This window comes from Capnocytophaga sp. oral taxon 380 str. F0488, assembly GCF_000318255.2.
GTDB lineage: Bacteria > Bacteroidota > Bacteroidia > Flavobacteriales > Flavobacteriaceae > Capnocytophaga > Capnocytophaga ochracea.
On record NZ_KB291185.1, the window covers coordinates 98,230 to 111,534 of the forward strand.

7 protein-coding genes and 1 pseudogene are annotated in these 13,305 nt (G+C 43.4%); 6 read left to right on the plus strand and 2 right to left on the minus strand.

Annotation, left to right across the window (positions count from 1 at the left end; translation table 11 throughout):
* Positions 1-162 precede the first annotated feature (162 nt).
* From HMPREF9078_RS03080 to HMPREF9078_RS03100, 5 genes are read left to right on the plus strand one after another with little or no spacing between them, the layout of a single operon-like run.
* Complete coding sequence (locus HMPREF9078_RS03080) at positions 163-3,177, plus strand: TonB-dependent receptor (protein ID WP_009419288.1); 3,015 nt, start codon at positions 163-165, stop codon at positions 3,175-3,177.
* Positions 3,178-3,192: 15 nt separating this feature from the next.
* Positions 3,193-4,674, plus strand: a complete 1,482-nt coding sequence (locus tag HMPREF9078_RS03085; protein WP_009419289.1) for a RagB/SusD family nutrient uptake outer membrane protein — start codon at positions 3,193-3,195, stop codon at positions 4,672-4,674.
* Between the two features lie 32 nt (positions 4,675-4,706).
* Positions 4,707-6,251: a PKD domain protein gene (locus HMPREF9078_RS03090; protein ID WP_009419290.1), complete on the plus strand. Its 1,545-nt coding sequence runs from the start codon at positions 4,707-4,709 to the stop codon at positions 6,249-6,251.
* A gap of 36 nt (positions 6,252-6,287) precedes the next feature.
* On the plus strand, positions 6,288-7,931 hold the full coding sequence (locus tag HMPREF9078_RS03095) for a family 16 glycosylhydrolase (protein WP_009419291.1): 1,644 nt from the start codon (positions 6,288-6,290) through the stop codon (positions 7,929-7,931).
* Between the two features lie 10 nt (positions 7,932-7,941).
* Entirely contained in the window at positions 7,942-10,227 is a 2,286-nt protein-coding gene (locus HMPREF9078_RS03100) for a glycoside hydrolase family 3 N-terminal domain-containing protein (RefSeq protein ID WP_009419292.1), read from the plus strand.
* Between the two features lie 74 nt (positions 10,228-10,301).
* Here the strand turns inward: HMPREF9078_RS03100 and HMPREF9078_RS03105 are convergent, their stop codons facing one another.
* Both HMPREF9078_RS03105 and HMPREF9078_RS12320 read right to left on the minus strand, forming a co-directional pair.
* Positions 10,302-11,987 (minus strand): glutamine--tRNA ligase/YqeY domain fusion protein, encoded by a 1,686-nt coding sequence (locus HMPREF9078_RS03105; protein ID WP_009419293.1) that lies wholly within the window; start codon positions 11,985-11,987, stop codon positions 10,302-10,304.
* Between the two features lie 134 nt (positions 11,988-12,121).
* Positions 12,122-12,247, minus strand: a pseudogene (locus tag HMPREF9078_RS12320) (LuxR family transcriptional regulator); the annotation flags it as partial.
* Between the two features lie 27 nt (positions 12,248-12,274).
* Between HMPREF9078_RS12320 and HMPREF9078_RS03110 the strand changes: the two are divergent.
* A complete protein-coding gene (locus tag HMPREF9078_RS03110) occupies positions 12,275-12,931 on the plus strand; it encodes a carbonic anhydrase (RefSeq protein WP_009419295.1) in 657 nt (218 codons plus the stop codon).
* Positions 12,932-13,305: the final 374 nt, after the last annotated feature.

Genomic DNA, 13,305 nt, shown 5'->3' on the forward strand with positions numbered 1-13,305 from the left:
ATAGAAAGGGTGTATAAATAGTTGATTAATAATACAATACAACAATGTCAGTAATATCAGTAATAGGTAGAGAAGCGAAAGTAAAGGGAAGAAAAGAGCAAGTTGCAAACAAGTTAAACCTAATATAATACATTAACATACCATTTAAAAAGAGCAATTCAGATGAAAGTATTTATTTTACCAATGTTGCTATTTTTATGTACGAGTTTGGCAGTGGCACAAACTTATAACATAAAAGGAAATGTGAAAGAAGCTCCTAACAGTCCGATGATGGGGGTTTCGGTGGTTGTAAAAGGCACTACCCACGGCGTCTCTACCGATTTCGAAGGGAATTTTGCCTTAGACAATGTGAAGAGAGGTCAGGTTCTGGTGTTTTCGTATGTGGGTTACATCACTCAAGAAATCACTGTGAACAATGGCAATGCGCTGAACGTTACTTTGAAAGAAGATACCCAAACCCTCGGTGAAGTGGTAGTTATCGGGTATGGAACTCAAAAGGTAAAGGACGTAACAGGTTCGGTATCAGTAGTAGATGCTAAAACCATTACCGAACTAAAGCCTGTGGATGCGGCTACTGCCCTACAAGGTACTACCTCAGGGGTGAGCGTAAACAAGGCTTCGGGCTCACCTGGAGGGAAGATAAACATTCTCATTCGCGGAGTGAGTTCTAACGGTAGCAACGAGCCTTTGGTAATTATCGACGGTTACGAAGGGGCACTGAACAGTATCAATCCCGAGGATATTGAGAGTCTTACTGTATTGAAAGACGCTCAAGCGGCTATCTACGGTATTAAAGGGGCGAATGGGGTAGTACTCGTAACTACTAAGGGTGGACGCAAAAACACACCTTTAGAAGTGAAAATTAGCTCTTATACCGGTATTCAGCAAACTACCAAAAAGTTGGATTATATGAACGCTACCGAGTATGCTGCCTTACTCAACGAGAGTTATGCTGCGAATGGACAGGCGTTGCCTTTTGGCAATTTGGCTTCTTTAGGCAAAGGCATTGATTGGCAAGACGAGGTGTTTAAGAATTCTGTTATTTCAGATATGACAGCTAGTATCTCGGGTGGAGGTGAGAAATTTAGTTATTACTTAGGGGCATCACATCTTACCCAAGACGGTATTGTAGCCCCTGAAAAGTCCAACTTCAAACGTAATAACGTGAAAGTGAGTTTGGGTGCTGATATTACCTCTAAACTCAAAATGAATTTCACAGCTAACTATTATAACAACAAGCGCAAAACCATTGAGGAAAACGGCTTGGGAGCAGTGCTTTTCAACGCTTTGAACTTCTCGCCTACCTACGGTTTGCACGATGAAGATTTAACGGGCTTTTTGGGTAATGAGGTAATTAACCCTTTGGCACAAATAGACAATACCTATAATCAGTACGATGGTAATGGATTAGAGGGGAATTTCCAGTTGAGCTATAATCTCATAGAAGGCTTAGACCTTACTTCACGTATTGGGTTTAAAACGTATAGTGATGAGAAAAAAGATTTTCAACCTCTTAGCTTCTTTGGTACGGGTAAGATTTTCAACCGCAGTCGCAGTACCGTAACGCAAGATAAGAATGAAACGCACGCTTATACGTGGGAGACTTTTGCTACTTATAGTAAAACCTTCTGGAAAAATCATAACACCTCGCTCACTGTGGGTACCAGTGCCCAACGCAACTGGGGCAGTGGACTCAGTGCTACAGGTTACGACGTACCTAATAACTCTTGGGACTTTGCCGATATAGGTCTCACCACAGGTACTAATAGTAGCAAGACAAACAACTCTTATGTGAACGATTCGCGTCTTACCTCTTTCTTTGGTAGATTACAATACGACTATAAGAGTAAATACTTGCTATCGGCGATGCTTAGACGGGATGCTTCTTCAGACTTCCCGAAAGACAACCGTGCCGACTTGTTTTCATCAGTAACAGCAGGTTGGAAAGTATCTGATGAAGGCTTCCTGAAAGATAGCAAATGGATAGACTTTCTCAAATTGCGCGGTAGTTATGGTACACTTGGTAACAATGCCGGTAAAAACCTTTATAAGGCTATCTTAAACGGGGAAGCTGTCTATGTATTCAACGGACAAATAGTACGCGGTACAGCGGTGGGCAAATTACCTAACCCAAGTGCCAAATGGGAAGTAGCCGAAAAGTTAGACGTTGGTTTTGATTTCAATACCTTGAAGAACCGTTTATCGTTAGTATTCGATTACTTTATAGAAAACCGCAACGATTTGCTCATTTCTAATTTTCCTGTTTCAGGTATTATAGGAACGGCTGCACCAGGAGCATCAAACCCCACCGTGAACGCTGGTAATACTCAAAATAAGGGCTTTGAGGTAGCCTTAGGTTATAGAAGTGATGTAACCAAACCTTTTTCTTGGGGCTTCAACTACAATATTACTCGTTTAGACGGCAAAGTAGTATCGATTAATGGAGATGTGATTCCAGAAGGAGGAGCTTTCAGCGTGGGTCAGTTAGCACCTGCACGTATGGAAGTGGGGCAACCTATTGGTTACTTCTATGGTTTACAAGCCGATGGAATCTTCCAAAACCAAGCTGAGGTAGATGCACACCCTTCACAACTTGCCTTAGGAGCTCCTGCCAGAATAGGAGATATCCGTTATAAAGATGTGAATGGCGATGGAGTCATCGATTTTAAAGACCGCACTTATTTAGGTAAACCTACCGCCACTTACTATATGGGATTGAACCTTAATGCTAAGTATAAAAACTTTGATTTCTCGACCTATATGTATGCTGAGCTCGACAAAGAGATGGTGCGCAACTACGAGCGTTCACAACCTAACGTAAACCGTCAGCGTTTATATCTTGACCGTTGGCGTGGTGAGGGCACCAGCAATAGCGTGTCTCGTGTAACCACAGGAGCAACTACCAATAATTTATTCTCAAGTTTCTTTGTAGAAGACGCCTCATTCTTGCGCGTTCAGAACATACAGTTGGGCTATTCGATTCCTGCATCGGTATTAGAGAGTGTGAAGATGAAAACCTTCCGTGTGTATTTTTCGGTAAATAATGCTTTTACGTTTACTAAGTACAAAGGTTATGACCCCTCAGCTACCTCTGGCGATGCCATTGGTGGAGGTATCGATTACGGCTTCTATCCACAAGCCCGTCAGTTTATCTTAGGATTTAATACTTCATTTTAAAACCCATACAAACAAATGAAAACGATACATAACATACAGAAATGGACAGTAGGGCTTATGCTTCTGGCTTTTACCCTTGCTTGTTCCGATGATTTTCTCGACAAGACTAAACAGTACGAAATCAATTCGGAGACCTATTTCAATTCAAAGGAAGACTACCAAAATGCGCTGATTGCAGCTTACAATTTGTTACATTCTACGTATATAAATGTGCTTATGGGCGAAATTGCCTCCGATAATACCCTTTGCGGTGGTGAAAGCGCGTCGGACGTACCTGGTTTTCAACAAATAGACCAGATGATTCACACGCCTATCAACAGCCAACTCAAAAACTTGTGGGACTGGATGTTTGCTGGTGTAAATCGCTCGGCTTATATCTTGGAATTCCAAAACAAAACAGCCTTTGAGGGTAAAGAGATGATCATTGCCGAAACACATTTCCTTCACGCTTATTACAATTTTGAACTCGTGAAATGGTTTGGAGCAATTCCTCTTAAAGAAAACAAACGCTTTGAGCGTGGCGACGAACAAAAAATACCTCGTTCTCCTGTGAGTGAGGTCTATGCTTCTATTGAGAAAGATCTTTTGGCTGCCATTCCTCACTTGCCTACAACACCACCCGACGGTCAAGTAGGGCGTGCTACCAAAGGTGCGGCTGAAGCGCTACTCGGCAAGGTATATTTATACCAAAACAAGTTTGCAGAAGCAGCTCAAGTATTAGAAACTGTGATACATAGCAATACCTATTCTCTTGTAACCGACTATGCTTCTATCTTCGAAAAAGAAGGTGAAAACGGGGCTGAATCGGTATTCGAGATACAATACACCGATGCTGAAGGAGCGAGCTTCGACTGTTTACAATGTAGCAAAGGGAATGTGGCGGTAGGGTTTAACAGTATCCGCAACTACAACGGCCCTGTGTTCGATTCTGGCTATAGTTTTAACGTACCCGTACAAGAAGCAGTCGATGCTTTTGAAGCAGGCGACCTCCGCAAAGATGTAGCGATTTTAGACATCGTCGCGTGGGCAGCAGCGAACAACGCTACTTATGCCGAAGGTTACAAACATACAGGCTATTTCAATAGAAAATATATTGCTCGCAAAGGCGACCTCAATACCCCCGACCAAAACCTTACGAACCCTAATAACTATCGTGCCATTCGCTATGCCGATGTGCTCTTAATGGCTGCCGAAGCGCTCAACCGTGGTAATATCAGCGATGAACGTGCTCGCGACTATCTCAACCAAGTGCGCAAACGTGCCTTTGGCGATGAAAATCATAACGTTACTGTATCGGGTACTGCTCTTACCGAAGCAATATGGAAAGAACGCCGTGTAGAGTTCTTAGGCGAAGGCTTGCGCTTTTTCGACTTAGTCCGCACGGGTAAAGGTACCGAAATACAAGGCTTTACTGCCAATAAAAACGAAGTCTTCCCCATACCCCACGAAGAAATTCGTTACGCCAACGGCAATTGGCAACAAAACCAAGGATATTAATGACGAACCTCTTACCTCTTATCTAAATTAAAATGAAAGCACTCAAAACCCTAATAGCACTACTGCTCCTCATTGGAATGGTAGCTTGCGAAAAAGATAAGGACGATCTCAGTTTCGTCCAAAATGCCACGGCACCTACCGATGTCTCAGCTAAATTTCAGGTGAGCACCGATAACTCAGGAGCTGTAACCATCACACCAATAGCTACGGGAGTAGCCTCCTACAAGGTCTACTTTGGCGATAGCACTGCAACTCCCACTGTGGTAAAAGCAGGTGGTTCGGTAACACACACTTATGCTGAAGGTAGTTACCAAGTGAAAATAGTAGCCGTGAACATCGCAGGCAAGGAGGCCGAAGCAACTTTGCCTTTAGAGGTGTCGTTCCGCGCCCCTGAGAATGTAGAAGTAACTGTGGCTAACGACCAAGCGGTTTCTAAGAAAGTGAATGTAACGGCTAAAGCTAACTTTGCGATTACTTACGATGTGTATTTCGGTGAAAGCGCTGATGAAAAACCAGTGTCTGGTAATATAGGTGAAGTTGTTTCGCACATTTATAAGCAAACAGGCACTTATACCCTTACGATAGAGGTGAAAGGTGCTGGCAAACAAACTACCAAAGTGCAAAAATCGGTACGAGTAATTGCTTTGCAACAGCCTACTACTGCGGCTCCTCAGCCTCCAATTCGCAAAGCACAAGAGGTCGTTTCGCTTTTCAGCGGACGATATACCAATGTAGCAGGCACCGATTTCAACCCTAATTGGGGGCAAGCCACTGCTTACAACCTCTTTAAGTTGGGTACTGATGAAATCTTGCAATACGCTCACCTCAATTATCAAGGTATCCAATTTGCTCGAGAAATCGACCTATCAACGATGGAGTTCTTACATTTAGATGTTTGGACTGCCGATGCTACAGCTTTAGATATCTATTTGATTAGCAAAAGCACAGGCGCTGACGGTGAGAAGTTCGTCAAAAAGACCCTCACTGCCGATAAGTGGACAAGCATCGATATTCCGCTAAGCGACTACACCAAACAAGGATTTGTAATCACCGATGTACACCAAATCAAATTAGTAGGACAAGGTACGGTATTTATTGATAACTTGTATTTCTACAAAAAATCGAATACCGTGATAATCGAAAACTTTGAAGGTACAGCTCCCGAATTTACTACCTTTGGCAATATGGCAGATGTAGAAGTAGTAGCCAACCCTAATACTACAGGCAATACATCTACCAAAGTAGCCAAAATGGTGCGCACCAAAGGTTGTGAAACGTGGGCAGGTGCGTTCTTTACTTCCGAAAGTTTGGATATGAAAAGTCACAAGGTATTGAAGCTAAAAGCCTTGTCACCTAAAACAGGTATTGTTGTAAAAGTGAAATTAGAGGGAGCTACTAGCAATGAAGCAAAAGAAGTAGATGCTCGCATCACCAAAAAGAACACTTGGGAAGAACTTTCTTTTGACTTTACAGGCATTGATACCAGCGCAAAATATACTAAAGTAGTTGTTTTCTTCGACTTTGGTGAAAAAGGCGATGATACCACTTATTACTACGATGAAATAACACTGAATTAATTGCTCGTGCAACTCGCACCAAATTAACAAATTAAAATGAAAACCTTAAATCTTTTAACCCTATTAGTAGCTTTTGTCTTTATAAGTTGTAAAGATAAGCACGAGTTTGGAGACCTTACACCTCCTTCTAATGTAAATGCCTCGTTCAGCATCGTGGGGGCTGATAACACTCATCCTCACGGCGACGGTACGGGTTTGGTGAACTTTGTAGTAACTGCCCAAAATGCCATTTCTTACCGTGTCGATTTCGGCGATGGCAAGACCGAAATGGCTCCTTCTGGTAAAATCCAACACCGCTATACCAAAGTAGGTACCAACAAATTCACAGCGGTAGTAAGTGCTGTAGGTGCAGGAGGCTCTATGAGTTCTGTGTCTTTAGAATTGGAAGTATATAGTTCCTTCTCCGATGCTGAAGCTGAAAATATGCTTGCTGGTAAGAATGTAGGCGATACTAAAACTTGGTATTGGGCTGCAAATGTAACGGGATATGCAGGCTTAGGCCCTCAAGAAAGTGGCGATAATGGCGAATATGGCTACCCCGCTTGGTGGCAAGCAACACCATTTGACCCTACTCGTACTTGTATGTTCGAAAATTCCTTTATCTTCACCCGTACAGCTAATGGTATTACCTATAAACAAACTGCCAACCACGTGTTCATACCAGGAGCTTATGCTGAGGTGTTAGGTGTAGCTAAAGACCAATGTCACGGCACCGATGTAGTACCTACGATTACAGGTGAGAAACAAGTGTCCTTCGTGCCTTCTACTTCCAAAGCCGCTACCCAAGGTAAGTACGACAACAAAGCCTATCGCGGTACAGCTATCGAGCTCTCCAATGGTGGTATGCTCGGTTGGTGGGTAGGAGCAAGTACTTATGATATTATCAGCCTTACTGATACCCAACTTATCGTGCGTGTGATGCAACCTAACAGTCAGTTTGCTTGGTATCACATTTTTACCACTACCAAGCCTTCTGAAAATAGCTTTACGAACCTTGTGTGGTTTGACGAGTTCAACAAAGCGGGAGCTCCCGATGCTACTAAATGGACGTATGATTTGGGCAAAGGTAATAATGGTTGGGGTAATGGAGAACTTCAAAATTACACCAAAGAAGCTGAGAATGTAAAAGTAGAAAATGGTGTGCTTAAAATCACTGCTAAAGCCGATGGTAAAGGAGGTTACACTTCTGCCCGCATAAAAACCGAAGGGTTATATGGTTTCAAATACGGCAAATTGGAAATCAAGGCCAAACTCCCCGCTGCACAAGGAACTTGGCCAGCAATGTGGCTATTGGGTAATAACTTCGCTACAGAAGGCTGGCCTAAATGTGGCGAAATAGATCTCTTAGAACAAAAAGGTAATAAGAAAACCCATATACTTGGGGCTTGTCACTGGTATGACACCGATAACCATCACCAAGGAGATTACGATAAAGAAATAGCTTTTGCCAATGCTTCGACAGATTTTCATATCTATACAATGACGTGGACAGAAAAAAAGATTATCTTTGCAGTCGATAATCAAAACTATTTCGAGATGAATAACAATGGCAAATTGCCTTTTAACCAAAAATTCTTTCTCATTTTCAACATAGCGATGGGAGGTACTTTGGGGGGTAATGTTGCTACTAATTTCACTCAGGATAGCCTTGAAATCGATTACGTAAGAATTTATCAATAATCATATATTTATGAAAAGAATAACATATTGCATTCTTATGGCTATTGCCATAGTAGGGTGTAATCGTTCCTCTAGTGAGGACGCTAGCACCCCCGTGAAATGGAAGTCGTTCAGTGGAGATAAAAATATCGAACGCAAAGTAGATTCTTTGCTAGCGCTGATGACCTTAGAAGAAAAAATCGGACAACTCTCGCAGTTCTCTGCCAACTGGGACATTACAGGGCCCGTAATGCCGGGTGACTTTCAGCCGTATCTCGAAAAAGGTCTTGTGGGCAGTGTGTTCAACGCTGTTACCGTGCCTGGGGTGCGCAAAATGCAGGATATTGCTGTGAAGAAAACTCGCTTAGGCATTCCTATCCTCTTTGGTTACGACGTGATTCACGGTTATAAAACCATCTTCCCTATGTCGCTTGCCGAAGCCTGCTCTTGGGATTTAGACCTAATGCGCCAAACTGCTGCCATTGCTGCCGAAGAAGCTGCCGCCGATGGTATCAAATGGACATTCGCTCCTATGGTAGATATTACTCGCGACCCGCGCTGGGGGCGTGTTATGGAAGGTGCTGGTGAAGACCCTTTCTTGGGAAGTGAAATTGCCAAAGCTCGCGTACAAGGATTTCAAGGGGGTACCGATTGGCGCTCGCTTAGCAAAACCAATACGCTGTTAGCGTGCGTGAAACACTTTGCTGCCTATGGTGCTGCCGAGTCAGGTCGCGACTACAACACTGCCGAGTTATCTCAACACACCCTCTGGAATGCCTATCTCCCTCCTTATAAAGCAGCTATCGATGCAGGAGTGGGTACGGTAATGGCTTCTTTCAACGAGGTGAATGGGATTCCTGCAACTGCCAATCGCTACCTAATGACTGATATCCTCCGCAAGCAATGGGGCTTCAAAGGTTTTGTTGTAACCGATTACACCGGTATCAACGAACTGATTCCTCACGGTATTGCTACCGACAATAAGCACGCAGCCGAATTGGCTATCAATGCGGGTATCGATATGGATATGACGGGTTCTAACTTTATCAAGCACCTCAAAAAATCAGTTGAAGAGGGCAAGGTAAAAGAAGAGACTATCAACACCGCTGTACGCCGTATCTTGGAAATGAAATTCGTATTGGGCTTGTTTGATGATCCTTATAAGTTCCTTGATGAGAACCGCGCCAAAACAACCCTTATGAAACCAGAGTTCTTGCAAGTGGCACGCACTGCGGTTACTAAATCAGTGGTATTGCTCAAAAACAACACCGAGGTATTACCTATCACTCCCGATATGGTGAAAAAAGTAGCTCTCATAGGACCTATGGTAAAAGATTCTATCAACCAAAATGGCGAATGGCAAGGTCGTGGCGACCGTGAACTCAGCGCTTCTCTTTTCAAAGGATTGCAAGAAGTGTATAAAGATAGTAAGGTGCAGTTCAGCTATGCCAAAGGTTGTACGCTTACCGCTACAACTTCTGCCGATATTGCCAAAGCAGTAGCTACAGCACGCGCTGCCGATGTAGCAGTGGTAGCCTTAGGTGAAGACTATAACTGGTCTGGTGAATCTGCTTGTCTCACCGATATACGTTTGCGCGCTCCTCAACGTGAATTGCTCCGCGCCCTCAAACAAACAGGCAAACCTATAGTGTTATTAGTGTATAGCGGTCGTCCGCTCGACCTCAGTGAAGAAAGTGAATTGGCCGATGCTATTTTGCAAGTGTGGTTCCCTGGTACCCAGTCAGGTTATGGCATCGCCGATGTATTATCAGGTAAGTACAACCCTTCAGGGCGTTTGGTGATGAGTTTCCCTCGTAATGTTGGGCAAGTGCCTATCTATTACAATCACAAGAACACTGGTCGCCCCGTTGATCCTAATAACCCAACAGTTGATTACCGTTCTAAATATGAGGATGCGCCTATCACACCTCTCTATCCTTTTGGTTACGGATTGAGCTACACCACCTTTAATATTAGTAATGTACAGCTCAGCAGTGCTACACTCAGTAAAGGAGGTAAACTCACCGTTACAGCCCAAGTAGCCAATACCGGCAAGCGCGATGGTGAAATAGTAGTGCAATTGTATATTCGCGATTTGGTGGGTAGTGTAACCCGTCCGGTGAAAGAGCTCAAAGGCTTCCAAAAAGTCGCACTCAAAGCCGGCGAAAGCAAACAAGTACAGTTTGAAATCACCGAAGACCTCTTAGCCTTCTACAACGCCGATTTGAAAAAAGTAACCGAACCCGGCGCTTTCAAACTCTGGGTAGCCCAACACTCTGCTGATAACAGCAACGAAAAAGATTTTGAACTAAAGTAGATTTTTTCTTTCATTACACGCAAAAAGGATTGCTCTTCTAGGGCAATCCTTTTTTTGTTTTAGTGTATGATATCTTATTCGCTAATCTTAGCCCACGTATCTTTTAAGCCTACGGTTTTGTTGAACACCAATTTTTCGGGGGTAGTATCGGGGTCTACACTGAAATATCCCAGACGTTGGAACTGTACCGTGTCGCCTGTTTGAGCGGTTTTGAGACTTGGCTCTACATAGGCACTTACTATTTTTAGAGAATTGGGGTTGATGTAGTTTAAGAAGTTATCCTCTTGGCGGTCAGGTTCAGCAACGGTAAAGAGGCGGTCGTAGAGGCGTGCTTCGGCTTCTACTGCGTGAGCTACTGATACCCAATGCAATGTGCCTTTTACTTTACGCATACTCGCTTCGGTACCACTACCGCTACGGCTATCGGGGTCGTAAGTACAATGTATTTCAGTAATATTTCCTTGAGCGTCTTTCACTACGCTTTCAGCTTTGATGATATAAGCATTCTTCAAACGTACTTCTCCTCCTAATTTCAATCGGAAATACTTCTTGTCAGCCTCTTCTCTAAAGTCATCTCTCTCGATATAAATTTCTCTACTGAAAGGCACCTTACGATAGGTCATAGGAGTTATCTCGGGATTATTTTCGGCGTCAAGCCATTCTTCTTGTCCCTCGGGATAGTTAGTAATCACCACCTTCACAGGGTCGAGCACTGCCATTACACGGTTAGCTTTTTTATTGAGGTCTTCGCGCACGCAGAATTCCAATAGCGATACATCTATTAGGTTTTCGCGTTTGGCAATACCGATGGTATCGGCGAATTTGCGAATGGCTTCAGGGGTATAACCACGGCGACGTAAGCCTGAGATAGTAGGCATACGAGGGTCGTCCCAGCCAGCGACGTAGTTTTCGGTCACTAACTGCAACAGCTTACGTTTACTCACAATCGTATGACTGAGGTTACGGCGGGCAAACTCACGTTGTTTAGGACGGGTACGAGTGTTGTCGTATACCTGGTCTAAAAACCAATCGTATAACTCTCTGTGTGGTAAGAATTCTAATGTACAAAGGGAGTGTGATATTTGTTCGAGGTAGTCGCTTTCGCCGTGCGCCCAGTCGTACATAGGGTAGATATGCCATTTGTCACCTGTGCGGTGGTGTGAAGCGTTCATAATGCGGTAAATGATAGGGTCGCGCATTAGCATATTAGGCGATGCCATATCTATCTTGGCGCGGAGTACATACGTGCCATTTTCGAATTCACCGTTTTTCATACACTCAAAAAGGGCGAGGTTTTCCTCAGGGGAGGTATTGCGATAAGGGCTCTCAGTTCCTGCTACCGTTGGCGTGCCTTTTTGAGCGGCAATCTCTTCCGATGTTTGTTTATCTACATAGGCTTTTCCTTGTTTGATGAGCATTACTGCCCAGTCGTAAAGTTCTTGAAAATAGTCGGAAGCATAGCATTCTTTATCCCATTTGAATCCGAGCCACGCTACATCACGGCGAATCGCATCTACGTATTCTTGTTCTTCCTTAGAAGGGTTGGTATCGTCGAAACGCAAGTTTACAGGGGCGTTGTAGCGCAAGCCCAATCCGAAGTTGAGGCAGATAGAACTCGCGTGACCGAGGTGCAAGTAGCCATTTGGTTCTGGAGGGAAGCGAAAGCGTAAGGCGTTGGCGGAAAAGCCTTTCGCAAGGTCTTCCTCAATGATATTTTCTATAAAGTTATTAGAGCGTTGTTCTTTTAATTCTTCTGACATCTTTTTTAATGATTAATGATGAATGGTAGATAGTTAATTCTTGTTTTCAAGGTGCAAAGATACAAATAATTTCCTAATTTACTAATTAACCAATTACTCTCATTCTTTTGGCGAAGGCAATAGCTTCCACATTATTAGCGTGTGTTTTCTCTTAGGATATTTTGCCTATGGCGGTTTATTGTATGCACACTGATATTCAGCTTTTCGGAGATTTCCCTGCAAATATTTGTCATTTCCCTAAAAACACCTACCTTTGCCACCTCAGTAGCCACTAATCATTATAACTTATGCCTACTTACAACAAAATATTTGAAAACAATCGTCAATGGGTAAAACACCGCAAAGAGGGCGACCCTCATTTCTTTGAGAAACTCGCCGAAGACCAGAACCCCGACTATCTTTATATAGGTTGCTCCGATAGTCGTGTAGCTGCCGAAGAGTTAATGGGTGTAGGTCCTGGTAAGGTGTTTGTACACCGCAATATTGCCAATGTAGTAAATACCCTCGATATGAGCTCTACCGCTGTGATACAATATGCCGTCGAACACCTGCAAGTAAAACATATTGTCGTATGTGGTCATTACGATTGCGGAGGTGTAAAGGCTGCTATGCTAGCCAAAGACTTTGGTTTGTTAAACCCTTGGTTGCGTACCATTCGCGATGTATACCGCTTGCATCAAGCAGAACTCGATGCCATTACTGATGCCGACCAGCGTTACCGCCGTTTGGTAGAACTGAACGTAGAAGAACAGTGTTTCAATGTTACCAAAATGGCAGTTGTGCAAGAAAGTTATCTCAAACACCAATACCCTGCTGTTCACGGTTGGGTATTCGATATTCACACCGGCGAACTCATAGACCTTAACCTCGACTTCGAAGCCTTCCTTCATAAAATCCAAAAGATATACGACCTCACCGGACAAGAATGGTATAAACCCTACTAATTTCACTCAATAGTCAAAAGTCAAAAGACGTCATATATCAGTTCCAACTATTCTCTGGCTACTTTACAACGAACTTATATTAAATACAATTTCTCTCAAAAACTTCTTTATAAACACCTATTCTACCACGTCTATCTTTTCGCTCCCCTAAGTCTCTCCGACAGCACCCACTTTTTTAACCTATCTCATAAGACTTTTTCACCGCCTCACCCTCGTCATTCGTCCCCCGTCATTACTTCCCTTTTCCGTCACACTCCCTTCTAGTGCCTATGGCCTAAGGCCTAGCACCTCTTCCTCTTTCTTTCGCCTCGAAACCTTGTTTTTATCATTTTTTGCGTCACTGTATTATACTATGAGTCAACTATTTATATACC